Annotated in this window: 19 protein-coding genes and 8 pseudogenes; 17 read left to right on the forward strand and 10 right to left on the reverse strand. The window is 66.2% G+C overall.

Features of this window, described 5'->3' with window-relative positions; all coding sequences use genetic code 11:
- Positions 1–29: 29 nt before the first annotated feature.
- Positions 30–194 (reverse strand): annotated as a pseudogene (locus tag QQS16_RS42080) (MerR family DNA-binding transcriptional regulator); the annotation flags it as partial.
- 35 nt (positions 195–229) lie between these two features.
- Between QQS16_RS42080 and QQS16_RS42085 the strand changes: the two are divergent.
- Both QQS16_RS42085 and QQS16_RS42090 read left to right on the forward strand, forming a co-directional pair.
- A pseudogene (locus QQS16_RS42085) lies at positions 230–337 on the forward strand (IS6 family transposase); the annotation flags it as partial.
- A 178-nt stretch (positions 338–515) separates the two neighbouring features.
- Positions 516–803: pseudogene (locus QQS16_RS42090) on the forward strand (hypothetical protein); the annotation flags it as partial.
- Positions 804–1,553: 750 nt separating this feature from the next.
- On the opposite strand, the gene QQS16_RS42095 reads toward QQS16_RS42090, so the two are convergent.
- A complete protein-coding gene (locus QQS16_RS42095; protein WP_286067930.1) occupies positions 1,554–1,934 on the reverse strand; it encodes a winged helix-turn-helix transcriptional regulator in 381 nt (126 codons plus the stop codon).
- A 142-nt stretch (positions 1,935–2,076) separates the two neighbouring features.
- Here QQS16_RS42095 and QQS16_RS42100 point away from each other — a divergent pair, with 142 nt between their 5' ends.
- Positions 2,077–2,478, forward strand: a complete 402-nt coding sequence (locus QQS16_RS42100; RefSeq protein ID WP_286067931.1) for a RidA family protein — start codon at positions 2,077–2,079, stop codon at positions 2,476–2,478.
- Between the two features lie 581 nt (positions 2,479–3,059).
- Here the strand turns inward: QQS16_RS42100 and QQS16_RS42105 are convergent.
- The 3 genes and pseudogenes from QQS16_RS42105 to QQS16_RS44210 form a co-directional block, all read right to left on the reverse strand.
- A pseudogene (locus tag QQS16_RS42105) lies at positions 3,060–4,171 on the reverse strand (transposase family protein).
- Positions 4,172–4,317: 146 nt separating this feature from the next.
- Positions 4,318–4,803 (reverse strand): annotated as a pseudogene (locus QQS16_RS43720) (transposase); the annotation flags it as partial.
- Positions 4,776–5,012, reverse strand: a complete 237-nt coding sequence (locus tag QQS16_RS44210) for a transposase (protein WP_286067932.1) — start codon at positions 5,010–5,012, stop codon at positions 4,776–4,778. The gene QQS16_RS44210 and the pseudogene QQS16_RS43720, both read right to left, overlap by 28 nt.
- 230 nt (positions 5,013–5,242) lie before the next feature.
- Here QQS16_RS44210 and QQS16_RS42120 point away from each other — a divergent pair, with 230 nt between their 5' ends.
- The 4 genes and pseudogenes from QQS16_RS42120 to rhaS all read left to right on the forward strand — a co-directional run bounded on the left by QQS16_RS42120 (position 5,243) and on the right by rhaS (position 11,517).
- Positions 5,243–5,545 (forward strand): hypothetical protein, encoded by a 303-nt coding sequence (locus QQS16_RS42120; RefSeq protein WP_286067933.1) that lies wholly within the window; start codon positions 5,243–5,245, stop codon positions 5,543–5,545.
- Between the two features lie 630 nt (positions 5,546–6,175).
- The gene (locus tag QQS16_RS42125) at positions 6,176–9,538 is read left to right on the forward strand and encodes an alpha-L-rhamnosidase-related protein (protein ID WP_286067934.1); all 3,363 of its coding nucleotides are present in this window, start codon (positions 6,176–6,178) and stop codon (positions 9,536–9,538) included.
- A gap of 235 nt (positions 9,539–9,773) precedes the next feature.
- Positions 9,774–9,956: pseudogene (locus tag QQS16_RS44215) on the forward strand (ISL3 family transposase); the annotation flags it as partial.
- Positions 9,957–10,431: 475 nt separating this feature from the next.
- Positions 10,432–11,517 (forward strand): rhamnose ABC transporter substrate-binding protein, encoded by a 1,086-nt coding sequence (gene rhaS / locus QQS16_RS42130; RefSeq protein WP_286067935.1) that lies wholly within the window; start codon positions 10,432–10,434, stop codon positions 11,515–11,517.
- Between the two features lie 132 nt (positions 11,518–11,649).
- Here rhaS and QQS16_RS42135 read toward each other — a convergent pair.
- Positions 11,650–11,844: pseudogene (locus tag QQS16_RS42135) on the reverse strand (ISL3 family transposase); the annotation flags it as partial.
- A gap of 754 nt (positions 11,845–12,598) precedes the next feature.
- On the opposite strand from QQS16_RS42135, the gene QQS16_RS42140 reads away from it, so the two are divergent.
- The 3 genes and pseudogenes from QQS16_RS42140 to QQS16_RS42145 all read left to right on the forward strand — a co-directional run bounded on the left by QQS16_RS42140 (position 12,599) and on the right by QQS16_RS42145 (position 16,232).
- Positions 12,599–15,787 carry a family 78 glycoside hydrolase catalytic domain gene (locus QQS16_RS42140; protein WP_286067936.1) on the forward strand — a complete coding sequence of 1,063 codons (3,189 nt, stop codon included), beginning with the start codon at positions 12,599–12,601 and terminating at the stop codon, positions 15,785–15,787.
- A 108-nt stretch (positions 15,788–15,895) separates the two neighbouring features.
- A pseudogene (locus QQS16_RS44220) lies at positions 15,896–16,012 on the forward strand (transposase); the annotation flags it as partial.
- Positions 16,013–16,049: 37 nt separating this feature from the next.
- Positions 16,050–16,232: a hypothetical protein gene (locus QQS16_RS42145; protein ID WP_286068179.1), complete on the forward strand. Its 183-nt coding sequence runs from the start codon at positions 16,050–16,052 to the stop codon at positions 16,230–16,232.
- 81 nt (positions 16,233–16,313) lie between these two features.
- On the opposite strand, the gene QQS16_RS42150 is transcribed toward QQS16_RS42145, so the two are convergent.
- Positions 16,314–16,517 carry a hypothetical protein gene (locus QQS16_RS42150; protein WP_286067937.1) on the reverse strand — a complete coding sequence of 68 codons (204 nt, stop codon included), beginning with the start codon at positions 16,515–16,517 and terminating at the stop codon, positions 16,314–16,316.
- 190 nt (positions 16,518–16,707) lie between these two features.
- Between QQS16_RS42150 and QQS16_RS42155 the strand changes: the two genes are divergently transcribed.
- Both QQS16_RS42155 and QQS16_RS42160 read left to right on the forward strand, forming a co-directional pair.
- Positions 16,708–17,016 carry a transposase gene (locus QQS16_RS42155; protein WP_286067938.1) on the forward strand — a complete coding sequence of 103 codons (309 nt, stop codon included), beginning with the start codon at positions 16,708–16,710 and terminating at the stop codon, positions 17,014–17,016.
- A complete protein-coding gene (locus QQS16_RS42160) occupies positions 17,013–17,909 on the forward strand; it encodes an IS3 family transposase (RefSeq protein WP_286067939.1) in 897 nt (298 codons plus the stop codon). Before QQS16_RS42155 ends, QQS16_RS42160 begins: the two co-directional genes overlap by 4 nt.
- Here QQS16_RS42160 and QQS16_RS42165 read toward each other — a convergent pair.
- Positions 17,818–19,491 carry an IS1182 family transposase gene (locus tag QQS16_RS42165; RefSeq protein ID WP_502963984.1) on the reverse strand — a complete coding sequence of 558 codons (1,674 nt, stop codon included), beginning with the start codon at positions 19,489–19,491 and terminating at the stop codon, positions 17,818–17,820. The genes QQS16_RS42160 and QQS16_RS42165 overlap by 92 nt on opposite strands.
- A 69-nt stretch (positions 19,492–19,560) precedes the next feature.
- Here QQS16_RS42165 and QQS16_RS42170 point away from each other — a divergent pair, with 69 nt between their 5' ends.
- On the forward strand, positions 19,561–19,767 hold the full coding sequence (locus QQS16_RS42170) for a hypothetical protein (protein ID WP_286067940.1): 207 nt from the start codon (positions 19,561–19,563) through the stop codon (positions 19,765–19,767).
- A gap of 282 nt (positions 19,768–20,049) precedes the next feature.
- On the opposite strand, the gene QQS16_RS42175 is transcribed toward QQS16_RS42170, so the two are convergent.
- Positions 20,050–20,961 carry a DUF4394 domain-containing protein gene (locus QQS16_RS42175; RefSeq protein WP_286067941.1) on the reverse strand — a complete coding sequence of 304 codons (912 nt, stop codon included), beginning with the start codon at positions 20,959–20,961 and terminating at the stop codon, positions 20,050–20,052.
- A gap of 595 nt (positions 20,962–21,556) precedes the next feature.
- Between QQS16_RS42175 and QQS16_RS42180 the strand changes: the two genes are divergently transcribed.
- Entirely contained in the window at positions 21,557–22,639 is a 1,083-nt protein-coding gene (locus tag QQS16_RS42180; protein WP_286067536.1) for an IS630 family transposase, read from the forward strand.
- Between the two features lie 92 nt (positions 22,640–22,731).
- On the opposite strand, the gene QQS16_RS42185 is transcribed toward QQS16_RS42180, so the two are convergent.
- Positions 22,732–23,106, reverse strand: coding sequence for a hypothetical protein (locus tag QQS16_RS42185; protein WP_286067942.1), 375 nt, complete (start codon positions 23,104–23,106; stop codon positions 22,732–22,734).
- Between the two features lie 572 nt (positions 23,107–23,678).
- Between QQS16_RS42185 and QQS16_RS42190 the strand changes: the two genes are divergently transcribed.
- From QQS16_RS42190 to QQS16_RS42200, 3 genes are all read left to right on the forward strand, one after another.
- Positions 23,679–24,083, forward strand: a complete 405-nt coding sequence (locus QQS16_RS42190; RefSeq protein ID WP_286067944.1) for an ATP-binding protein — start codon at positions 23,679–23,681, stop codon at positions 24,081–24,083.
- A 168-nt stretch (positions 24,084–24,251) separates the two neighbouring features.
- Positions 24,252–24,818, forward strand: coding sequence for an ECF RNA polymerase sigma factor SigK (gene sigK, locus QQS16_RS42195; protein WP_286067945.1), 567 nt, complete (start codon positions 24,252–24,254; stop codon positions 24,816–24,818).
- Entirely contained in the window at positions 24,815–25,552 is a 738-nt protein-coding gene (locus QQS16_RS42200; RefSeq protein ID WP_286067946.1) for an anti-sigma factor, read from the forward strand. Before sigK ends, QQS16_RS42200 begins: the two co-directional genes overlap by 4 nt.
- The last annotated feature ends 88 nt before the right edge of the window (positions 25,553–25,640 follow it).

Below are 25,640 nucleotides of genomic sequence, written 5' to 3' on the forward strand. Positions count from 1 at the left end.
CACCCCGCGCCACGCGCGTCTTCCTCTCTGAAGACCCGCTGCCCCGCAGCGTTGCGCCGTACGGCGGTGAGCAGTCCCTCCTGCTCATAGAAGCGCAAGGTGTGTGCGGCCAGGCCGGTCAGAGCGCTGACCTCGCCGAATAGGCAGGACGGAATTCTCGGCATGGCGCTGTCACGTTGGCTGACCGATGGCATGATCTTCTGGTTGATCAGGCTTGGAAGGGTCGTCCGTGGGCAACGCGTCGCTGTCGTACAAGGGGCACCGCTACCCGGCCGAGGTCATCTCCCACTGTGTGTGGCTGTACTTCCCGTTTCCCCTCAGCTTCCGTGAGGTCGAGGTGCGACCTCTCGGCTTGGGGTCGGTAGTGGTGAGAGTCGGTGGTGCTGGTCTGGTGATGTGCTGTGTCGGCGGAGGTCTGCTCGCGCAGAAACTGCGCTCGCGGGGAGACGCCGTCCACGGGCTCGTACGCCGAGAAGACCAGCAGGCTGAACTGACAGCGCAAGGAGTGAACGCACACGTCAGCGAGAGGGCACTGCGAACTGAGCAATGCCGAGTACGCCAATTCCTTCACGCGCTTGGCACTTGGTCGCGCGCTGGCCAGGTGCCCTCTCCCAGCTCGATCGCGCGTTCCTGCAGTGACTTCGGCAACACCTACGGCAGCGGCTGCTTCTATGACGCCGATTTCCGTCCCACGCCGTTCGCCGCCCAGGTCTACCCGCGGCCCGGCGGCCTGCGGTGGCCGGCCATGTCCGCCGCGCAGGAGCGCGTGGCGCCGGATCGACGGGGTGGGCATCGCCTTCTGAAGAGGCACCGCTGAGGGGGCTTTGTCGGTGCGGTGGCACCAGTCGTGCTCGCGCATGCCGCGGCCGAGGTCACCACCTGGACCGAGACCGCGTCGGCCGTGTTCCTGCTGGCCAATTCGAGGTCACGCGGTAAGGGAGACGTCGAGTAGGCGAGGTGGCTGCTGCGGCTTCGGTCAAGGGGATGGCCGTTCCACCAGGAGTCGAGGCGGATGAGTTGAGCGCGACCGCCGAGTACGCGTGCTCCATATGAGTCTTCTGCAGGCCGCGGTAGCGGGCGCGTCTCATGCCAGTGACGGCGACGGCCTGGTGGGGCGTCGAGAACAGCTCACCGAGCTCGTCACGGACCCTCATCGCCAACGGATACGGTCCTCTCGCCGCCGCGGCCCTGGCTGCCCGCCCGGTCGCTTCCGGCACCTGCGGCCACGACCGCGCCTGCATCGACACCCCCCGCCCCACCCTGCGGCCGATGACGGAAGACGCGACCGCTACACGGAGCCGACGAGCATCACAACCGACCGGCAACGCAATTGGCTAGCAGGGTCGGCGACACGGTTCTTACCGGCACCCCAGGCTGGGCCACTCGGAACTGATGGCGGCAACATGGCATGCGTATGCGGGACGCTCGTCGCCTTGCCGCGGACTGCATGGGGCCGCACATACTGCGTCTTGATCCGGTCCGCGTGTACGCCTGCGTGGCCGACACGCCTGCGTCTGAACGGCTGGATGCCTCGTGCGAGTCCTATGCACCCGTCAGACGTCGAAGCGACGGCGGGCGGCCTCGATGTGACCGAGGTACTGGTGGGTCCAGCCGCACATTCCATCGACCGTGGCTCGCAGGGCTTGGCCCGGCTCGGTGAGGGTGTACTCGACCCGCGGCGGCACGGTGGGGTGCACCTTCCGCTCGACGAGGCCGTAGCGCTCCAGCATGCGCAGGTTCTGGGTGAGCATCTTGTGGCTGACGCCCTCGACCTCATTGCGCAATTCGCTGAAGCGCAGGGTGCGCTCTCCGAGAGCCTCGATGATCAGGAACGCCCACTTGTTGGCGACGTCCGAGAAGATCTCTCGCGCCAGAGAGTCCGCGCGCCTCAGGTCCGCGTCTTCGGGCGAGCCCGTGTACTGCTTGGTCACCATCAGGTTCCCCAGTCACTGAAAAGTGCGTTCTTCCAGGTCAACGGCCACTCTCCTACAGTTTCCGAGTAACCACAAGAGAGCACGTGCGTCTTGGTTGCGCGGAAGCGAACCCGCGGGCTCTCATGGCAAGGAGGCAGGCAGCATGACCACCATCGACGTCTTCAACCACAACGTGCCGGCCGAGAGCGACTTCGGATACTCGCAGGCGATCAAGTGCGACGACCTGGTCCACGTCTCCGGACAGCTCTCGCTCGACGAGGCGGGCAACTTCCTCCATGCGGACGACTTCGCCGCCCAGCTCAAGCAGACCTTCGCCAACTTCGACAAGGTCCTGAACCACTACGGCGCCACCCGCAACCAAATCATCTCGCAGACCCTGTATGTGGTGAACCTGCAGCAGAACGCCCGGGCGACGTCAGAAGGCAACCTGACGTACTTCGGCGACCACCGCCCGGTCAGCACAGTCCTCGGCGTCACTGAACTGACCTTCCCCGGCCAGGTCATCGAGACCAGCTTCATCATCGACACCAAGCTGACCGCCTGAGCCCGATCAGGTCCGGCAGGAGGTGATCACCGACGGTCCCCAGGGCGCTGCCGCCCTGGGGACCGTCGGTGGTGAAAACCTGTGCCTTCGCGCGCTTTACCCAGCAACTGGGGACTCCACATCGAGGGACTTCAGCAGCAGCGCGGACGGCGGCGGCGCCCGCCGGAGCCGGGTCGCCCTCGACTTGTTCCGCACCCTCTTCATGTCGTCTTCGCCCGGCGTCCAGACCTCGTTCAGGTCTTCTGGCTCCCAGCCCCGCCTCACGCACTCGACTCTCGCCACACCCCCACCCCCACCGGATAATCGCCCGCCCCCCGGCACCGGCTGGGCCGGTCACACGCCTACCCGGGAACCCGGCCCAGCGCCGGATGCACGACCGGAGAAAAAAGAAGACGCGACCACTACATGGAGTCAACGAGCATCACAACCGACCAGCAACGCAATTGGCCAGCAGGATCGGCCGTAGGCGCAAACAGGCCGGTGCCTCTGTGTCTTGTCAAGTCGCTTGAGGCAGTGGTGTTTGGGCCTGCGTTTGTCGGCGATCATGACGCTGCCCTTGCCGGAAACCTCATCCGGCCTGGTCACGCAGCATGCTGGTACTCGTGAAGGAGGCCGCCGAGTCGGTCGGTTCGATGTATGTCGAGGCGGGCGATTTCGTCCGGATCGGTGATCGGTGATCGGTGATCGGTTCGGGGAGCGGGTGCAGCGGGCGGGCGTTCGCGATGCCCTGGTGCGGCCGGTGCGCGTTGGAGAACTGCTCGAACTCCCGCAGTGCGTGGAGGAGATGCCGCTGGTTCCAGATCAGGGTGTGGTCCAGCAGTTCACGGCGGCAGGTCTGCACCCATCTGTCCATGATGGAGTTCATGCGGGGGATCCGGATGCCGCTGAGCACGACCTCGATCCCCGCGTCGGCGAGGATCGTGTCGAACAGTCCGGGGAACTTCCCGTCCCGGTCCCGGATCAGGCAGCGGGCGTGGCAGCCGGCGTCCTGGAGGTCCATGACGGGATTCCTCGCCGCCTGCACGACCCAGGAGGTGGTCGGGTGCGCGGTCACACCCAGGATCCGGATGCGCCGGCCCGTGTGCTTGATGAGCGCGAACACGTACAGCCGCGCCCCGGACAGGGTGACGGTTTCGAAGAAGCCGCACGCCAGGAGCGCGTGCGCCTGAAAGCGCAGGAAGTCCGCCCAGGTACTGGACGTCCGCTCGGGTACCGGCGGGATCCCGGCGCCCTTGAGGATCTCCCACACCCTGGACGCCGCCACTTTCACGCCCAGGACGAGCAGTTCACCGTGCAGGCGCCGGTAGCCCCAGGCCGGGTTCTCGCGGGCCGGGCGCAGGACCAGGGCGCGGAGGGAGCGCACGGTGCGCGGTCGGCCCCCGCGTTTCGGCCGGGACCGGGCGGCGTGGCCGCGGGCGACCATGCCGCGGTGCCGGCGCAGCACGGTGTCGGGCCGCACCAGCAGCCGCATCCGACGCAGCACCTCGGGCGGCAGACCCTGGAGCAGCGCCGCCAGGAACGCCCGGTCGCCCGCGTCGAACCGCACTCTCCGGCCGTCGAGTTGGCACTCCAGTACCCCGATCTGATGACGCAGCGCGAGGATCTCGATGTCCTTGCCATGATCGCTCATCGGCAGCAGGCGCAGCAGGGCGAACACGTTCGTCACAGCGAGACAGGTCAGTCGCAGCCCCACGACAGATCAGCCTGCCGGGACACTCACCAGGCGCCCAGAGCACCCGCCCAAGCAACCGCGCTCGACACCACCCGTACACCAGCCCCCCAGGACGGATGAGTTTTTGGGTCTGTCCAGTGAACGGTGTTTCTGGAGTTGTTAGAGGTTCAGTGGCGGGCGGCGGAGAGCCGGTCGTCGAAGGTGATCTCGAAGGAGTTGAGGGCGGCCTTCCAGCGCTGTGACCAGCGTTTGCGGCCTTGTCCGGTGGGATCCAGGCTCATGATGGCCATGTAGACGCACTTGAGGGCAGCCTGCTCGTTGGGGAGGTGTCCGCGGGAGCGAACGGCCTTGCGGATGCGTGCGTTCACGCTCTCGATGGCGTTCGTGGTGCAGACAACTCGCCTTATCACGGCGTCGAATTGGAGGAAGGGCACGAATTCGGCCCAGGTGTTCTCCCACAGCTTCACGATCGCCGGATATTTCTTGCCCCAGGCTTCGCAGAACTCCAGGAACCGCTCTTCGGCGATGTCCTGTGTCGCGGCGGTGTAGACGGGCTTGACTGCCTTGGAGATCTTGTCCCAGTCCTGGCGGGCCGCGTAGCGGAATGACGCGCGCAGGAGGTGAACTACGCAAGTCTGGGTGATCGCCCGTGGCCGAGATGGTCGGTGATCTCCCCTTCGAGGGCGGACTCAAGGATCCTCTTCGTCAGCTGCTGCAGCAGTCCGCCCTCGCCGGTCAGTTGGATCCCGTCGGCCTTCGCCCGGTCCATCAGCTGGCTGATCAACTGATCGTCCAGAACGTCCGGTGCCCCGGCGTGCTTCACGTCCTCGACGGCCTCAGCCGAGACGGTCACGTCTGTCATCAGGTGTCACTTCCTGTTCGAAGATCCACCGTTGACCGTACAGACCCGGCCGTCAACTACACCGCCCAGAAGTACCTGGCCGGCACCGACGGCTGGAACCCGGACGGGTAACGGTCTCGAGGGAATTACTGATCGTCCTGGCCGGGCCGTGACATGGGAGACTCATCCTGCAGTCTGCGGCCAGTCGGGGGCGCTCCCGGCCAGTCCGGTCGCCGGGGCAAGGAGGACACGTGGACGGGAACGATCCGCACGTCCATGTCGAGTCGAAGGTGGTGCACCGCGATGCCGCCGTCCGCAACCTGGTGGCGTCCACGTTCGGTCTGACGGGTGACTTGCCGAGCCTCGTCACTACCGGATGCGGGCTGCGGGTGCCGTACGTGATGACCTCGCCGCGTCCGGACAAAGTCAACTGCCTCGCCTGCCGGGAACACGCCCGGTGCGAGCACCTGCGCTTCGCGGAGGAGGTCGAACGCTTCGGCAGCATGCCGGGATCGAGGACTACCACCAGCTCGACGGTGCCCGCGAGCACCTGACCGCCGCGAGCACCGAGAACGTAACCGCCATCCTCCGCGACGGCGCCCTCGGACACCGCGAGGACACCGCGATGGCGCCCCATACGACCGGTGTCGGACCGAGGCAGTGTGATGAGCGCTGTGCAGATCCGGGCATGTCGGCGGCTGATGAACTCTCGGGCGACGCCGAGGGGGCATCGCTCATCGCCGCGCCATCAGGGCGGTAGGGCTTCCCGGATCCAGAGCGTATCCACCGAAGCGCGAGCCGTCCTGCGGGGGATGCTTCCAACACCGCTTGCGGCTGCTGCAAGTCGTCCATCCCCGGGCAGGGGAGCATCCAGGGCCTTGCGGCGGCGGTCGATATCAGGTGGGCGTGCGGTGCAGGTGACCCATGGCGCGACTTTCTTGTTTCCGGCCCATTGACAAGGAGTTGCAACGAGCCGAAAAATCACGCCTACAAGTATTCGATTGAATCGATTCAAGAAATTTCCGCACCGCCGTTGGCTCATGTGCTCGTCGACCTGGGTGGCTCACACTCCTCCCGAAGCCGGTTCGGTCCATGTCGCAGAGCCAGGGGTTTCGGCGTCTTATGCGGCCCCGCCGCCCCCACCGCGCCTCCTCGTCAACAGCACTTCTGGGAAGGTTCCCTCCATGCAGTACGTCTCCCGCCGGTCCATCCTGCGCTCTGCCATAGGCGTGGCCCTGGCGCCCACCCTCGGTTCTCTCGTTCTTCCCGGGCTTGCCCCTGTGGCGTCCGCCGCGGTGTCCTGGACGGCGAAGTGGATCTGGGCTCCCTCCAGCACGACGAACCAGTGGGTGGCCTTCCGCAGCTCGTTCTCCCTCGGCTCCGCGCCCTCGAAGGCCGTGACCCAGATCGCGGCCGACTCGAAGTACTGGCTGTGGGTGAACGGCACCCTGGTGGTCTTCGAGGGCGGGCTCAAGCGCGGTCCGAACCGCACGGACACCTACTACGACGAGATCGACCTGGCCCCGTACCTCACCAGCGGCAGCAACACGGTCGCGCTGCTGGTGTGGTACTTCGGCAAGCAAGGCTTCTCGCACAACAGCAGCGGCAAAGGCGGGCTGCTGTTCCAGTCGGACATCGAGGTCGGCTCGACCACCACCCGGCTGGTCAGCGACACCAGCTGGAAGCACACCGTCCACCCGGGCTACTTCAACAACACCAGCGGCACACAGGTCAACTTCCGGCTGCCCGAGTCGAACGTCTACTACGACGCCCGCAACGCCACCGCCATGGCGGGCTGGCATTCCTCCGGTTTCAACGACAGTTCCTGGAGCGCTCCGACCGACTTCGGTGCCGTGGGCGCGGCACCGTGGAACGCCCTGATCGAGCGGCCGATCCCGCAGTTTCGCTATTCGGGCCTGAAGTCGTACGCCAACGCTGCGTCCCTCCCGACCACCGGGCAGGGCTCCACCGCGATCTGGGCGACCCTGCCGTCCAACCTCCAGGTGACCCCGTTTTTGAAGGTGGACGCGCCGGCCGGTGCGGTGATCGGCGTGCAGACCGATCACTACGACGACGGTGCGGGCCTGGTGGGTATCGAGCCCGGAACCCAGTACAACATGCGCGCCACCTACACCTGCGGGGGAGGGGTACAGGAGTTCGAGGCGCTGGGGTGGATGAGCGGTACGGCCGTGCGGTACACGATTCCCGCGAACGTGACGATCCTGGAGCTGAAGTACCGGGAGAGCGGCTACGACACGGACTTCGCCGGGTCCTTCAGCAGCAGTGACGCCTTCCTGGACACCCTGTGGACCAAGGCGGCGCGCACGATGTACGTCAACATGCGGGACAACTACATGGACTGCCCCACCCGTGAGCGGGCCCAATGGTGGGGAGATGTGGTCAACCAGCTCAAGGAGGGCTTCTACACCTTCGACACCAAGTCCCACGCACTCGGCGAGAAGGCCATCGCCCAGCTCGCGGCCTGGCAGAAACCCAGCGGGGCGCTGTATTCCCCGGTCCCCTCGACGATCTGGACCGCCGAACTGCCCGTGCAGATGCTGGCCTCGGTGTGGTCGTTCTGGACGTACTACCTCTACACCGGCAACGCCGACGCCGTCACCGTCGCCTACCCGGCGGTGAAGAAGTACCTCGACCTGTGGACCCTGGACAGCGACGGCCTCGTCAACCACCGGGCGGGGGACTGGGACTGGGAGGACTGGGGCACCAACATCGACGCCCGGGTCCTGGACAACTGCTGGTACTACCTCGCCCTGGACACCGCCGCCAAGCTCGCCGACCTCAGCGGCAACAGCGGCGACGTGGCCGGCTGGAAGAGCAGGCGCGACAGCATCAAGGCCAACTTCGACCGGGTGCTGTGGAACTCCTCGCGGGGCGAGTACCGCTCGCCCGGCTACACCCGCGACACCGATGACCGCGCCAACGGCCTGGCCGTCGTCGCCGGCCTGGCCCCCGCCTCCCGCCACCGGGCGGTCACCGAGGTGCTGCGCACCCACCTCAACGCCAGCCCGTACATGGAGTTCTACGTCCTGGAGGCGCTGTATCTGATGGGCGCGGCCACCGTGGCCGAGGAGCGGATGCGCAACCGCTTCGCCGCCCAGGTCGCCGACCCCGCCTGCCACACGCTGTGGGAGCTGTGGGACAAGGCCGGCGGCACCGACAACCACGCCTGGAACGGCGGCCCGCTGTACGCCCTGTCCGCCTACGCCGCGGGCGTCCGCCCCACCAAGCCCGGCTGGGAGACATACGACGTCGTGCCGCAGACCGGCACGCTCACGAAGATCAACACGGTGGTGTCCACCGTCGAGGGCGACATCCGCTTCGGGATCGAACGCGACGGCACCCAGGTGACGCTGACCCTCACCTCACCGAACGGCACGACGGCCCGGGTTGGCGTGCCCACTTACGGCGGCTCCCAGCCCGTCATCAAGGCGAACGGCACCACCGTATTCTCCGGGGGCTCCGCCACGGGCAGCGTCAGCGGTCTGGCGTACCAGAGCAAGGACTCCTCGTACGTCTACTTCACGCTCCAGGCGGGCACGTGGACCTTCACGGTCACCGGCGCGGGCCGTCTCGACAACCTCGCCCTGAGCAGGCCGGTCACCAGCAACAACAGCCTGGAGAACAGCCACTGGGGCAGGAACCGGCTCACCGACGGCACCCTCACCAGCGTGAGCGGCGCCAAGGGCTACACCAGCAACGAGTTCACCTCCGCCGACGTGAGCGCGAACCCTGTATGGGTCGAGATCGACCTCGGAGCCGACACCGACCTCGACGCCGTACGCCTCTTCCCGCGCACCGACACACCAGCGGCGGGAGGCGGTGCGGCAGGCTTCCCGGTCGACTTCACGATCCAGACCCGTCCCGACGGATCCAGCACCTACGCCACAGTCCGCACCGTCACCGGCCAGCCCAACCCCGGTGGGCTCGTACAGACGTACGGCTTCAGGACGACCACCGCTCGCTACGTCCGCGTGCATACCACGCGGCTCGGAACCCCCGCCTCGGACGAGACCAGCAAGTACCGCCTCCAACTCGCCGAACTCACCGTCCCGACCGCCGCGACGACCGTCACCAGCAACTACACCTTGGAGAACAGCGACTGGGGCAAGACGCGGGTCCTGGACGGCACCCTCACCAGCGCGACCGGCGCCAAGGGCTTCACCAGCATCGGCTTCCCCTCCGCCGACGTGAGTGACACGCCGGTGTGGATCGAGGTTGATCTCGGCGCCGATCGGGCTATCGGGTCCGTCACCCTCCACCCGCGCACCGATATCGCCGCGACAGGCGGCGGCACGGCCGGCTTCCCCGTCGACTTCACCATCCAGACCCGGGCCGACGGCGCCACCTCCTACACCACCGCCCGCACGGTCAGCGGCCAGTCCAACCCCAACGGCGCCGCCGAGACCTACACCCTCACCTCGGCCACCGGCCGCTATCTGCGCCTTAAGGCCACCAGGCTCGGAAAGCCAGCCTCTGACGAGACCAGCCAGTACCGCCTGCAGTTGGCCGAGCTCCGCATCACGTAGCGGTATCCACCTTCCGTGGGGGATGGAAGGGAACACCTACGGCCTTCCGGGCGGCTGAAACGCCTGGAAGGCCGTACGGAGTACCTGCTGGCAGGGCTTATGACGCGGAGATGAGGGACAGCTCAGCGGACTCCTCGTGTACCGCGGACACCACCTTGACGGTGCGGGACTGTAAACGTTCGGCTCTGTCCCGTAATCGGTGATAGCGAAGGGTGACGGCCGTGGTTGGCATGGTGTGCGCGATGTCGGCGAGCTTGTGGATGTGGTGTTTTCGGGCCTGTCGGCCCTCGTCGTCGAGGGCGTGACGGACCAGGGCGAGGTCATCCGGGTGTCGGCGCGGACCCGGGACGATCCGGTGCCGTGCCCGGTGTGCGGGCAGCCGGCGGGACGGGACCATCCGCTCGCCGATGTGACAGTCCGGATAGCGGTTGGCGGACGAACCTGGAAGGAAGACTCCCGGGCTACCTTCCAGGCCAGTCCGCCTGTCCCCGACCGGGATCGCGTACGACGCAGAAACCGGAGAGAAGCTCCCCTCCGATCGCTGACACCTTCCGCCAAACACCTCGGACGCCTATGCCGGCCCGGTCTACTTCATGCGGCACGCTGTGCCGAGCGAAGAGCGGGCCCGCGAACTTGCTGCTCGGGTTGCACATCCATCACCCTTTTGCCTCACTGTGAGTCGATCTAGGGAGAGCCGAGGCATCGGCTCTGTACCGGCATCGAAAGATCTCAACGCCCCGATTTCCTCAGCTCTTGGGGAAGTCGTCCCTCAATCCAAACCCGTCCAGGTGCCATGCCTAGGACGTCTCGTTCCTGATGCCCGCAGCCGCCAGGAGTGCCGGGGAGGCTGCTCGTACAGCACCATTTCCCTGACCCGAGGAAAGAGTAGTGTTTTGAACAATTTCATGACACGCCGTACAGTATCGGCGCTGGCTGTCATTATCCCGCTCACGCTTCTCACCGCCGCGTGCGGTAGTGAGAATAAAGATCCCGAGAGCGCTGTGCCGACAAACCCCACTACCGCAAGGAGAGGGTACCCCCTGGATCCCATAAAGAAGGGGATGACTATCGCCTTCGTCCCGAAGCAGCTGGGAGGGAGTCTCTATTTTTCGGCTGCGAGCCAAGGTGGTAGGGAAGTCGTCGAGAAGCTCGGCTCGACATTCAAAGAGGTTGGCACTCCTGACAGTACCGACACAGCGGGGCAGGTGGCATACATCAACCAACTCACCGACGAGGGAGTTGATGCCATCGTCGTCTCGGCGCAGGACCCCAACGCTCTTTGTGGCGCGCTCAAGCACGCGATGGACAAGGGCATCCCGGTGGTCACGTATGACTCCGACACGCGCCCCGAGTGTCGTAACGCCTTCGTCTCGCCTGCTGACCCGGATCAGTTGACCTTTTCGCTGGTCCAGTCGCTGGCGGAGCAGATTGACTATAAGGGAGAAATAGCGATTCTCAGCGCATCCAAGAGTGCGACGAACCAGAACAACTGGATCAAGTACATGAAGGAAAACCTCGACACCGACCCGCGCTACACAGACATCAAACTGGTCACCGTCGCCTACGGCGACGATGATGCAGATAAGTCCTATCGGCTCACCGGGAGTCTCCTCAAAACGTACCCGAACCTCAAGGCGATCATCGCTCCGACCTCTGTCGGCATCAACGCTGCCGCTCAGTACCTGTCACAATCACCCTTCAAGGGCAAGGTCAAGCTGACGGGCCTCGGAACGCCCAATGGCATGAGGGAGTACGTCAAGGACGGCACGGTCGAGGGTTTTCAACTATGGGATCCCACCGAACTCGGGAAACTCGCAGCGTGGACTGCGGAGTCCCTTGCCTCGGGGAAGATCACAGGACGAGAAGGGCAAGGTCTGAGGACCATGGACGGACATTTCTACGTCGGAAGAAATGGCGTTATCAACCTGGGCGATCCGAACGTCTTCACCATCAAAAACATCGACAAATATAATTTCTGACACGGTCATTCGTCGTGACGACTGCTGTGTCTCCTGGTCAGTGAACCTCTTTCATCCTCCGTGTCCGCAGATCAGGAGGGGGTCTGTCAAACGAGCGGCTCTCCCGTAGTCGGTGGTGACGCCCGGTGTCTGTCAGGGTAGGAGGATGCGGTGGCGGGAGGTCGAATCCGGCGCGCTGTGAATCTGTCCCATGATCCTCTTGGTGTGGGTGTTGACGCCTTCGGTGCGGCCGTTGTGGTAGGGCAAGGTGAGGCCGGCGTTCACGGCGGACCGGTCGATTTCGAGACCGTTGCTGAAGCTGCGCAGGTGAGGCAGGTCGATGGCCCGGCCAGTTTCGGCATCTGTGATGATCGCGGCCGGTCAGGTCGCTGCGCCGGCCCCTGAAGGCGACCCGGCCGATGGAGCCGTGGCCATCCCCGCGCGCGAGGCTGCGCGCCGCCACGCACGCGAGAGGTACGAGACCGAAAGGCCCAAGAGCAGTAGGGCGGGGACGGCCATGAGGAGGCCGGTGCCTCCTCTTCGGCGCGCGAAGCTGCGACTGTCACGATGCCGCCATGCTCATGTCCGTGCCGAACTTGGCAGCGAAATCTGACGCGGGAACGGTCTGCCTGTGTCGGTCAGCAGGGGTCCGCCCGGTCGGACAGCAGTGCCTGAGCCCACGGGAGCCGACAGCTCGGCGCCTTCTGCCGCGCCTTTCCGCTTGCGACGACGTTCTCGATCAAAGGGCCATCAGCGCCTCTCCTCAGGTGCACGCGAGTCATCTCCGCCCAGGAACTGAAACATTTCAAATCTGAATCGGCTGCCGGCCGCCTATACATCAAGGTCAAAATCAATTCAGCATGCCCATGCCATGCTGCTGTCTCGTTTCACTCGCATGTCAGAAGTGTTGACAGCCCGTCGTGCAGCACCGCAGGATTCAGCCACTCCGCTCCGTCCTTGGTCAGGGAGATGTCTCCCTCAGATTGAAACGTATCAAGGAGACCTCGTGTCATCTCCCGCCCTCTTCTTCCGCATGGCCGGAAGACACAGAAGATCCCACCAAGTCAGACCTCCACGGGCCCTCTTTTTGACTCTGCTCACCATGTGGTTCGTGGTCGTCGGCGGCGTGACCGCGCAGCTGCCCCAGGCGAGCGCCGCCCAGGCCGCGCCCACGGTGCTGACCATGAACGGCCTGACCGCGCCCGTCGACGTGGCCCCCGCCTCCACCCCGCTGCTCGGCTGGCACGTCGGCGGCGACCACCAGACGGCGTACCAGGTCCAGGTCGCCACGACCTCCTCGGCCCTTACCGGCACCCCTGATGTGTGGGATTCGGGTCAGGTCACCTCCACCGCCGACAGCAACGTCTCCTACGGCGGCCCGGCCGTGACCGCCTCCTCCGGCTACTACTGGCGGGTCCGGACCTGGGACTCCTCGGGCGCGGTCTCCCCCTGGTCCACCTCCGCCACCTTCGGCACCGGGCCCGGCACCACCTGGTCCGGGGCCACCCCGGTCTGGAGCGGCGCCCCCACGGCGTGGACGGACTACACCTTCCAGGGCAGCTTCGTCATCAACGCCAAGTACGCCAGTGTCACCTTCCGCGCGCAGGACACCAGCAACTACTACCTGTGGCAGTTCAAGGGCAACGGTGAGAACACCATCGCCCCCCAGGTCCAGAAGAACGGCACGTTCACCGCGCTGAAGACCGCCCAAGCCCTTCCCTTCGCCCTCACCACCGGTTCCACCTACGACTTCAAGATCGTCGCGTCGGGCTCGACTTTCACCACGTCCCTGAAGGCGCACTCCGACAGCACCTGGACCCAGATCGACACCACCACCGACGCCACGTTCTCCGCCGGCGGCATCGGGTTCCGCACCGGCAGCACCGAGCAGGCCACCTTCGACGACCTCACCGTCACCGACCCCAACAACCGACTCCTGTACAGCAACGACTTCAGCGACGCCACCAACGCCGACTTCAGCTGCGGCACCCTCACCAGTGGCGCCCTGTCGATCGGCACGAGCAAGAACTGCGGCACCGGGCTGCTGACGATTCCGAGCTGGACCTTCCTCCGCGGCACCACCACGCTCGCCTCCGGCAAGAGCATCGCCTGGGCACACCTGTACGCCACGGGCGCCTCGACCACCCCGGCCCGGCAGTTCGTCTACAAGCTGTGGGTCAACGGCAGCTTCGTCGGCGTCGGCCCGACCCGCCCGGTCGGCTCCGAAGCCCGCTACGACGGTTACGACGTCACCTCCCTGCTGAACGCGGGCGCCGCGAACACCGTCGGCGCTCTCGCCTACACCACCAGCGACCGGCGCCTCCTCGCCAAACTGGTGGTCCGGTACACCGACGGCACCACGAAGACCTTCGGCACCGGTTCCCATTGGAAGTCCCTGGACGGCACCCGCATCCTGCCGAACGTCGGCTCCATCGGCACCAGTTACTACACGGCACCCAAGGAGAACTTCGACGCCCGCCGATACCCGTTCGGCTTCGCCACGCCCGGCTTCGACGCCTCCGCCTGGCCCTCGGCGGTCACCAAGAGCGCCTTCAGCGACCTCCAGCCCGCGCCCACCGCAAAGGTCCGGCAGACGTTCAAGACGCCCGCCTCGGTCACCGAGTACTCCTCCGGCAACTACTTCATCGACTACGGCCGCACCTGGGTCGGTGGTCTGTCCCTGAACCTGACCGGCACCTCCGGGCAGGTGGTCGACATCCGCTACGGTCAGGTCACCTCCGGCACCAACACGGTCAAGTACCAGACCTCCGCCGGCAACACCTACCAGGACAAGTGGGTCCTGAAAACCGGCAGCCAGCAGCTGGAAACCTGGGGCCTGCGCGTCTTCCGCTACGTCCAGGTCATAGGCGCCCCCACAGGGCTGACCGCGTCCGACTTCAAGGCCGAGGCCTACCTCTACCCGTTCGACGAGTCGGCAGGCGCCTTCGACTCCTCCGACAGCACGCTCAACCAGGTCTGGGCACTGTCCCGCAACACCATCGAGGCGACCAACCTGAACCTGTACGTCGACTCGTGGGAGCGCGAGCGCGACATCTACGAGGCCGACACCTACCTCCAGCTCATGGGCAACCTCTACACGGGCGGCGACACCGCACTCGGCGACTACTCGCTGAACTTCCTGAAGTCCAACCGCACCTGGCCCACCGAGTGGCCCATGTACGTCATCATGGCCATGCACGACAGCTATGAGACCACCGGCAACACTGAGCCGCTGTCCGCCGCGTACACCGCGCTGCAGGGCAAGCTGCCGGACGAGTGGTACGAGTCCGCGACCGGCCTGATCCACAAGACCACCGGCAGCTCGGGTGCCAGCAGTTGCACCGACTGCGACATCGTGGACTGGCCCGCCTCCGAGCGCGACGGCTACGTCTTCACCTCCTACAACACCGTCGTCAACGCCATCGCCTTCCGCTCCTACAGGGACATGGCCGACATCGCCACCGCGCTGGGCAAGAGCTCGGACGCCGCCACCTACACCGCCAAGGCAAACGCCATCAAGGACGCGGTCAACTCGAGGATGTGGGACTCCACCAAGGGCGCCTACCGCGACGGGCTGAACAACGACGGCACGGTGATCAACCACCACGCCGTCCAGGCCAGTGCCTTCGCGACCGCCCTCGGTATCGCCGACTCCGCTCAGGCCGCGCAGGTCGCCTCATACCTGGGCAGCCGCGGCATGGCGTGCAGCGTGTACTGCGCCCCGTTCGTCATCCAGTCCCTGTATGAGGGAAACCGGCCCGACCTCGCCCACACCATGCTGACATCGACCGGCACCCGAAGCTGGATGAACATGATTAACGACGGGGCCGGTGCCACCATGGAGGCCTGGGACCTGTCGCTCAAGTCCAACACCACCTACTCCCACCCGTGGGCATCCGCCCCCGCCTTCACGATCCCCCAAAGCATGTTCGGCATCCAGCCCAGAACCCCGGGCTACCGGACCTTCCAGGTCAAGCCGCAGCCGAACTCGGTCACGTGGGCGAACGTCACAGTTCCCACGGCACAGGGCACCATAGGCGCCGCTTACGACACCACCAGTGACGGACGCGTCGACATCAGCGTGAACGTGCCGGCCAACACGACCGCCTCGGTGTACCTGCCCGGTGGCACGGCAGGCACGACCAGCGTCAACATGGACGGCAACAGCGTCGCCGCCACCTACGACAACGGCTTCCTGCGCGTCGACGACGTCCAGCCCGGCTGCCACATCATCACCTCCTCCTCCAGCAGCACCCCGTACAGCAACACCAAACTCACCGGCATCTGCTAGATCTGCTAGACAACGCCCTACCCGCAACGAGGCACCCCGCACCTTGCGGGGTGCCTCGTTGGGGACTGTAAAAATTCGGTGTAACTCCCGATCATGGAAGATGCATCGATGACCAGCGACAACGTGACCGAGGTGGAACCCGTCGAGCCGTCTGAGGCGGCGTCGTCGAAGTCTGCGGACGACCGGCTGATTGACGAGCTGGTGGGCCGGGCTCAGGCCCGAGGATCTGAGCGAGTTTGGCTTTGGCACCGGCGAGGCTGACATGGAGCCCTTCGACTTCGCCGAGCCAGCCCTCGCGTTCGGCTACGCCGACACCTGCCGCAGGACCGTCTTCGCCTGGCTGACCCGCTACAACACCCGCCGCCGGCACTCCGCCAACGGCCACCTCAGCCCCAACGAATACGAACACCCACACCACACCGCTAAACTCACGCTCGCCGCGTGATCAATAACCGCGTGCCCACCTTCCCGGGGGAAGGCCCATCCGACGGCCCGCCCTTGACAGCTGGGCGGGCCGCCTTGTCTCTCATGGCATAGCGTCTAGGAAGGTACGGCCGTGTTCGCGCATAGCTTCGATCACGTACTCGTATTCGGTCTCATCCTCAAGGAGGAGAGCCATGTGTGTCTCGGTGTTGTAGATGGCGCCGAGCCCGAGGTCGGATGTGATGACGACCCACCCATCTTCGGTTCCGTCCCAGAGGTAATCCAGGCTCTCGCGTCCGTCCGTCATGGGGTTACTCCATGCTTAGTGAAGGTGACGACCATGCCGCCCCTTCCGACGGGGATGATCCGGGACGAGCGCATCGGAGATCCTGCCTTTTCGAAGGCATCAAGAAGTCTGAACGGCTCTCTGAGGTTCCCCCGAGATGCGGGGATGGGTGACAGAGGGTCAGATGGGTCTCACGAGAGGAGCCCAGACGATGCCTGCCCCGAGGAAGTACCCGCTGGAGTTGCGTGAGCGTGCGGTTCGGATGTACCGGACCGCCGAGCCGAAGCCCGTGATCCGCCGCATGGCCGAGGAACTCGGCGTGCACCACGAGGCTCTGCGTAACTGGATCCGTCAGGCCGAGGCCGATACCGGCGAGCGAGACGACATCCTCACCACCGCCGAGCGTGAGGAGCTGGCCGCTCTGCGGAAGGAGAATGCCCAGCTCAAACGGGCGAACGAGGTCCTGCGGACGGCCTCGGCTTTTTTCGCGGCCCAGCTCGACCCGACCCGGCCCAGGTGACCGCGCTCGTCGATGCGCACCCGCACCTGGGGGTCGAGCCCGTACTCCGGGAACTTTCCATCCCCTCCTCCACCTACTACCGATGGCGCCAGGCCGAGAAGGAGCCATGCGAGCGACGCCGCCAGGACGCTGAGCTCACAGGGAAGATCCGGCAGGTCCACGCCGACTCCGGCGGGACCTACGGCTCACCCCGCGTGCACGCCGTCCTCCGGCGTGAAGGCGTCCACGTCGGCCGCAAACGCGTTGAACGGCTCATGCGCCAGGCCGGCCTGGCCGGGATCAGTCCCCGGCGGGGCAAGGGTTTCACCCGACGTGCTCCGGACGCGGATCTGGCCCCTGACCTGGTGCAACGCGACTTCACCGCGAACGTGCCGAACCGGCTGTGGGTCACCGACCTGACCATGATCGCGACCGAGGAGGGCCCGCTGTGGCTGTCCGCGATCCGCGACGCCTTCTCCCGCCGGGTGGTGGCCTGGGAAACCTCCGCCCGCGCGGACGCCGACCTGGTCCTGACCACGCTGGAGTATGCCCTGGCCAGCCGCGAAGTCGCCCCCGGCGAGCTTATTCACCACGCCGATCACGGCTGTCAATACACGTCCGTGAAGCTCACAACTCGCCTGCTCAGAGCAGGCATCCAGGCGTCTATGGGCTCGGTCGGCGACTCGTTCGACAACGCCCTGGCGGAGAACCTATGGATGGTCATCAAGACCGAGTGCATCCGCGGCCGCGTCTTCGCCACCAGAGCCGAAGCGAACCTCGCACTCTTCGAGTACATCGACGGACCCTGTTGCCCAATTGACCTCACGCAGCGAGGTCAAGGGCTGCCAGTCGGGATATGCGCGTGCGCGCGAGGGGGATTTCGTTCCACCAGGCGTCGAGGCGGATCAAGTTGATGGCGGTTGCTGTGAGAATGTGCGCGAGCCGCGTCTTGGCCAGGCCGATGTAGCGGGTCCGGCGGACGCCGGCGGTCGCGACGGCCTGGTGGATGGTGCCTTCCACGCCGGCGCGGGCCGCGTAGCGGTCCTTCCACTCGTCGGTGGACTGCTCCGCCCGGACGCGTTCCAACACCGCGTCCTGTTCCTGGGGCCGGATAGTCAGCTGCCGCCCGTACTGGGTGGATCTGGTGCACTGATCGCGCACCGGGCAGGGCGCGCAGGTGGCGGTCGCGAAGCGGATGCGGATCGCGTCCCGGCCGTTGTTGTCCACTCCCTCCGTCCAATACCTGCTGGTGGCACCGGTCGGGCAAAGTGCGTGCTTGGCCTGCCAGTTGATGGTGAAGGCGGACTTGCCGAAGCCTCCGCCCGATGTCGACTGCCGGGTGTTGTTGGACCGGACTGGGCCGACGACGCAGACGCCACGGGTGGTCGGCGCGGTGAGCAGCAGCTCGGCCGAGGTGTAGCCAGCGTCCAGGAGATGCTCCCCTGGTAAGAGACCCTTGCTGGTGAGTCGGTCGTGGACCTCCTCGACGACCATCGCGTCGTTGACCGTGGCGTCGGTCGTGACAACGTGGGTGATCAAGTGCGGGCGCTTCGACGCCCCAGGGTCGTCACAGCTCTCACTGAGATGGATCTTGTAGCCGACCCAGGCGGATCCGCGCTTCTTGGCGTACCGGGCCTCAGGATCGTAGGGCGAGGCGATCATTGCTCTGCTCGGCGGGAGATCGTCCTTCCCCCGCCAGGTCACCTCCTCTTCGCCGTCGGTGACAGTGCGCGTGAACTGCTGCACCCACACCGTGCGCAGGACGGTGACGGCAGGCACCTGCTGCAGCCATCCTGGCGCCGTCGGCGCGAAGACAGCTTCGAGCAGGCGGTATCCGTCAGTGGCGATCTGCCGGGCGAGGGTGCGCCGCTCCTGCTCGTCGGTCGGCAGTCGGTAGGCGTCGACCCGCGCCCCGTAGCGTTCCTGCCACGCCGGGTCCATCGACGTGCGCAGCCAGTCCGGCGCGGCTGCGGCGAGCGCTTCCAGCACCGCCCGCAGCGTCTCGCCGATGAACTCCAGGCGGTTGAGGCCGCGGACCGCGGCGAGTACGTGTGTCGAGTCCGTGCGCTGCCTCCCTCCGGAGCCGACCAGCCCCAGCTCGGCGAGGCGCTCCAGCAGCAGGTCCAGGACCCTCGCTTCCATGCCATGCGCCAGCAGCCGGTCCCGGAACCCGGTCAGCACTGTGTGGTCGAAGCCGGGGTCGGTCAGCTCCAGGCCCAGCAGGTACTTCACGTCGATCCTGGCCCGCACCGCGTGCGCGGCCTGGCGATCAGTCAGGTTCTCGGCGAACTGCAGGACGCTGACCAGGGCCAGCCGGCCGGGCGAGATCCCGGGACGCCCCCTGACCCCGAAGGCTGCCTTGAAATCCTCATCCGAGAACAGCGGACCGAGGCCGTCCCGGATCCTCATGGCCAGACAGCCCTTGGGGAACGCCGCGCGAGCCACATCCCGCGTCAGGTCAGGAACCTCCGCTCCCGAGTCCGAGCGCATCGACACCGCCGCACCCCCAGTTCCCCGCGGCCGGACACCCAGCTCGTGCCCTTGAGACCGTCGCCCAACACGCTCATGGCCCCGGACGCCGCATGCCCCGTGATCACGCTGGCTTCACTCGAATTGGGCAACAGGGTCATCGACGGCTTCTACAACCCTCGCCGCATCCAGAAACGACTCGGCTACCTCAGCCCGATCGAGTACGAGGAGAAGCACTACGCCAACCAGGCAACGACCGAACAAGTGAACCTGAAACCACGTCAAACCGCCCTGACCAGCTAGTCAGCCACCCCGCACAGCGGGGGAACCTCACTCGCTTTCCGGAACACTCGCTGTGATTCCTCTGGCATCCAATTCGGTTTCAAAGAGCTGCAGATCAGAGGCTTCCTGTCTGCCGGGCTCGGGTAAGGGAGCCCCTTGGGGTGCGTGTGGTAGACGAGAATAGTGTCGGCCCGGACGGGGATTTGCACTCGGCTGGAGATACCAGAGTAGAGGAAGTACTGGCCCCCGTGGATTGCGGCGCGGGGGTCCTCACCGGCACCTCGGCCGGGCCGCGTTCGGGGGCTACTTGGCTACGGTGGCCGCGGCTCCGCCGCCGGTGTTCATGCCGCCGCGGGGGCCGGTGTCGTCCTGGTTCAGGGGGAGGGCGATGTCGAAGACCTGCCGGCTGGCGGGGAAGGTGCCGACGCGCTCGGCCCTGCCGTTGAGGATGTTGACGCGGTAGAAGCGGTAGGCGCCGCTCACCTTCAGGGCGGCGAAGCCCTGGTTGGTCCCGGCCTTGGGAGCGTAGTAGATGTCGAAGCCTGCGTTGGGTCCTGCGTTGACGCCGAGGCTGCCAGTGGGGGCGAGGGTGCCGGCGTTGGCCGGGGACTGCAGCGAGACTCGGTCGTTGACGGTGTCGATGTCGAACAGCGTTGTCGCGGTTGCGGGGTTGAGGTCGTTGTTGGTGTAGGCGGCGCCGGTCACGCCCAGTGCGGGGGTGGGTGTGGTGGCGGGCGGGACCGCCGGGTTGGTCAGCCTGCCGTCGACGGTGGTGACCCGCGGGGCTGCGGGGTCGTCGATGTTGTGCCGCAGATTCTGGCCCGTGTCGCTGATGACACGCAGCCGGTTGGCGGCCGGGTTGAAGTCGACGCCGAAGTACCTGCCCTCCAGTGCCACTGTCAGCTGGGACACCTTGGTGGCTTTCGCGTAGCTGCTGATGGTGTAGATGCCGCCTCGGTCGCCGACGCCGTACAGCTTTCTGTTCTGGACGCGGTAGTCGATTCCCACCAGCTTGCTGTCCTTTTTTAGGCCGCGGATGTGGCCGAGTGAACGGGGCGAGGACGGTGTGTTCTCGGAGAAGCTGACGAGTCGCTGATCGACCGTGAGACCGACGACGTCCAGACCGCCCGGGTACCTCTCGTCCGCTGCCGCCACCGCCGCGGCGGGCAGGGCCAGCGCGAGCGCCAGGGCAGGAGCGAGTACTGCTGCACGCATGTGAATCTCCCAGGGAGACAGGCCCGGACCGAATACCGGGCGTCACCTGTGACACAAACACGCTCACAAGATTGCAGCACGTTACGACGGTCATTCAGGCGAGTTCCGCTCCGCACCGCGCCTGTCTGCTCACGAGATGTCGCTCAGGCGGTGGAGGCCGGCGATGGCCTGATGGGCGGCGGGAAGCCGGTCTCGTCGCTGGATCCAGCGGGTCAGCTGGCAGCGCTTGCGCGAGGGCGGCCACCGTCTGGGGCTTGTCGGCGGTGAGCTACCGGTGCCGCCGCCGCGTTGGCACGGCGGCGGCACCAGAGGGCGCGTCGGCGGAGGCGACGGGTGAGCCGGTGAGCCCGCCGTCCAGGCTGTTCCGCTGGCGCAGGCCTGCGCCAGCAGAACACGGCCGAATAGTCCAAAGGGAACCGGTTGGCGGTACGTGGCGAGGCCGCCGTCCGCGGCCTGACTCAACGGCCGGCCCTTCGCAGCGCAACCGGGTGGCTTTGTCCGCGAGTAAAAAAAACCGACTCGCAAACTAGTGTCCTGAGTCGGGAATTCGCTGCGTAAGTCTCTGTTGCTTCGGCATGATGGCCGGGTGGCGAGGATGGGACGGCCGAAGGCCGAGCTGGTACTGACCGATGACGAGCGCGAGACGCTGACGCGTTGGGCGAGACGGCGGACGTCGTCGCAGGCGCTGGCTCTGCGGTGCCGGATTGTGCTGGAGAGCGCAACCGGCGCCTCGAACAAGGATGTTGCGGGCCGGCTGGGCGTCGAGGCACACACGGTGAGCCGGTGGCGGGCCCGGTTCGTCCGGGACCGGCTGGAGGGCCTGACTGACGAACCGCGTCCGGGCGGACCGCGGAAGATCACCGACGGCCAGGTCGAGGAAGTGGTCGTCAAGACGCTGGAGACCACGCCGAAGGACGCCACGCACTGGTCGACGCGGTCCATGGCCAAGGAGGTGGGGCTGTCTCAGTCGGCCATCGCGCGGATCTGGCGAACCTTCGGCCTCAAGCCACACCTGGTGGACACCTTCAAGCTGTCCAGGGATCCGCAGTTCATCGAGAAGGTTCGTGACGTGGTCGGGCTGTATCTCGCTCCGCCCGAGCATGCGCTGGTGCTCTGTGTCGACGAAAAGACGCAGATCCAGGCTCTGGACCGGTCGGCGCCTGTGCTGCCGATGATGCCGGGCATGCCCGAGCGCCGCACCCATGACTACGTGCGCGGCGGCGTCACCACTCTGTTCGCCGCGCTGAACACCGCCACCGGCGAGGTGATCGGCCAGATCCACCGCCGGCATCGCGCCGTGGAGTTCAAGAAGTTCCTGACCCGGATCGACAAGGAGGTGCCCGACGGGCTGGACGTGCACCTGATCTGCGACAACGCCTCGACGCACAAGACCCCCGCCATTCAGCGATGGCTGGCCGCGCATCCCCGCTTCCACGTGCACTTCACCCCCACCAGCTCCTCCTGGCTCAACCAGGTCGAGCGGTGGTTCGGCCTGCTCACCGACAAGCAGATACGGCGAGGCGTCCACAAGAACGTCCAGGCCCTGGAGAAGGACATCCGCACCTGGATCAAGACCTGGAACGAAGACCCGAAACCCTTCGTCTGGACGAAGACCGCGGACGAGATCCTTGAACGCCTCGCCGGATATCTGAACAGAATTCCCGACTCAGGACACTAGGCGAATAGACCTGACCAAGCCCTACCAGCGCTGGCCGACTTGCGTGAGGGCCGGATCGTGGAACGACCCGGCCCTCGCCGACGGTGTTCAGCTCAGTGGTGCTTGCAGTCCCAGTGGCCCTTGATCCAGTGGTGGTCCCAGTGTCCGGGGACGTGGACCCACTTGTAGGAGTAGTGGTGCTTGAAGTGGCCCTTGTGCCAGGTACCGTGCTTGTCGTAGTGGCCCTTGTGCCAGGTCTTGTGATGGACCTGCTTCTTCTCCCAGTGGCCCTTGACCCACTTCTTCTCCCAGTGGCCCTTCTTCCACTCGCACCTGTCATGGTGGTCGCCAGCGACCACGGTGACGGCAGACGTGGGCGCGGGAGCCGCGCTGGCGGTGCCGGACATGCCGAGCGCGGCGCCTCCGGCCAGCAGTCCCGTCGCGGCGGCTCCGGCCACCATGCGGCGGACTCGCATGGATGCGGTCATCGACGCATCTCCTTTGAAAGTTGAGCGATGAGCACATTGAGGAGGTGTCCTTTTCCGACCCGCCCGGTCATGCAGGTGGCACGGCCGGGTTGTGGGGAGGAGCGTTGCCTTTCGCCTCGCTGTGCCGGACATGAGGGATTCGAAGCCGACGGGAGGACGGATGAGGAAACAGGGCGAGAATCTCGCAACTGTGCAGAACATCCACTGACGGAGTGGGATGAGCGATATGTTCGCGGCTCGCGATGCCTGCTGACGGTGGGAGTCGCGTCACTCTAAGTGATAAGATCTTTTGTCCCGCGGCGCTGCCTTCGATCGAGACTCGGCTGGCTCGGCGCTGCGCCAGGTTGCGACACAATCCCCGGTGCGTTCCTCTCAACAGTCTGTTACTGCTCCTGAAGGAGCGAGGATGCGATCGCTCCTGAGAGGCGAACCGTGAACGAGCCGTCCGCCCCGATCCAGGTTGCAGGGGTGGAGCAATCGGGATGCAGCTTCGTGCCATCTGCCGGTTCTGTGGCTACGAATCATTTGCAAAGGGTGCTTTTGCACCGACTGATTCGTTCAGAGGAGCGGTCATGCCTGCCACCGCATCAGCGCCGGCGACGGCGCAGCACGCCGTCGCCCTGCCGAAGGGTCTGCGCGCCCCGGCTGTCGCCCGCCGTATCGCCGAACGGTGGCTGAAGGCCACCGAACCGTCCGACCATGTGCAAGACGCGGTGCTCGTTGTCTCTGAACTGGTGACCAACGTCGTCCGTCACACCCATGACTCGTGCCGGTTGACGCTCACCGTTCAGGATGGGCAGTTGGACATCGCTGTCGCCGACCAAAGCGAGGACTTGCCCGACCTTCGACAGCAGACGACCGGGGACGAGCACGGCGGCTTCGGTATGGGAATCGTCCGCCAGCTGGGCGGGCAGGTCACCGTGGTCCCCGCAATCGGTGGCAAGACGGTGCACGTCCTGCTCGAGCTGGACCCGTGAGCGCAACACCCAACGCCGGGTGCGCCCAACAGCTCCCGCACCGCTCAGCGCAGGTCTCACTCTCCTGCCACGGCCGCCCTGCACCTTCCGCTGACCGATGCCAGGGTCAGACCCGGGCGGGCGGCGGGACAGGATCAGCTGAGAGCACCAGGTTAAGGAGAGCAGGGCTTGCTGCACAGAACCGAACCGAACCCGCGAGCGGAGGACCTGCTGACCCGTGTGGCCGGTGGTGACAAGGACGCGTTCGCCGGAGTCTATGACGCCTTCTCTGCCACGGTCATGGGACTGGCCCGCCGGATTTTGCGGGATGCCGCTCAGGCAGAGGAGGTGACCCAGGACGTCATGGTCGAGGTCTGGCGCACCGCGGACCGCTACAACCCCGAGCGCGGGACGGCCAAAGCGTGGGTACTCACCCTCGCACATCGCCGCGCGGTCGACCGGGTACGTGCCGCCCATGCCAGCTCGGAACGCGAGCAGCGCGCCGGCCAGCTCCTTTCCGAACGAGCCTTCGACCAGGTCGCGGAAACCGTCCAGGAGCATGACGAGCAGCGGCGTATCTACCGCTGCCTGGCCGCGCTGACCCGCCTGCAGCGGGTCCCTTTGGTGCTCGCCTTCTACCAGGGCCTGACCTACCTCGAAGTGGCCGAGGCGCTGTCCACCCCCGAGGGCACGGTGAAGTCCCGCATGCGCGCGGGCCTGCGGCAGCTGCGCGCCTGCCTGGAGGCCGGCACATGACGCCCGAGGAAGATCCGCACCTCGCCGCCGGCGCCTACGTCCTGCACGCCCTGCCCCCGGCTGAGGAAGCCGCGTTCGAAAACCATCTCGCCGGCTGCGAGGACTGCCGAGCGGACGTTGCCGCCTTCATGGAGATCACCGCCAGCCTCGCCAGTGCAGAGAATGCCGCTGTACGGCCGCAACTGCGCGCCCGCGCCCTTGACGCCATCAGCCGGATCCCTCAGGACCAACCTCGTCATCCGTACCCGGTGGCCAGGTACCGTGCTGTGCGCTTCGCACTGGCTGTAAGCATCGCCGCAACTGCCCTTCTCGGCGGCGTCGCCGCATGGCAGTACTCCCAAGCCGACGAGGCCCGCGTCCAGTCCGCCCGAGCACACACCGCCAACCGTGCACTCACCGACGTCGTGACCGCGCCCGACGCCACCCTGCACACCGGTACGCTGACCGGCGGAGGCACGGCAGCTGTCGTCGTATCCCGATCCAAGGCCCGGGCGGTCTTCGCCGCTGACGACCTTCCAGTGCTGGCTGAAGACAAGGTCTACGAACTCTGGTATGCCGCCGAAGCGGGCGACCTGCGTCCCGCCGGCCTTCTTCCGGGCACCGCGGAGCGGCCTTCTCGTGTTCTGGAGGGCCCTCTGGCCGGTGCTGTGGCTGTCGGCATCACAATCGAACCCGCCGGCGGCTCCCGGCAGCCCACCACCGACCCCCTCGCCCTCATCGCTATCACCGCCTGAAGGACGGAGCCCTCGCTGCCTGGCCGGCCCGGCCGGGCCCACGTTCTGGCGATTCGGCCCGACCACCGCGAGTCGCTGCTGGGGGCGA

Source organism: Streptomyces sp. ALI-76-A (assembly GCF_030287445.1).
In the GTDB taxonomy this organism is placed as follows: Bacteria; Actinomycetota; Actinomycetes; order Streptomycetales; family Streptomycetaceae; genus Streptomyces.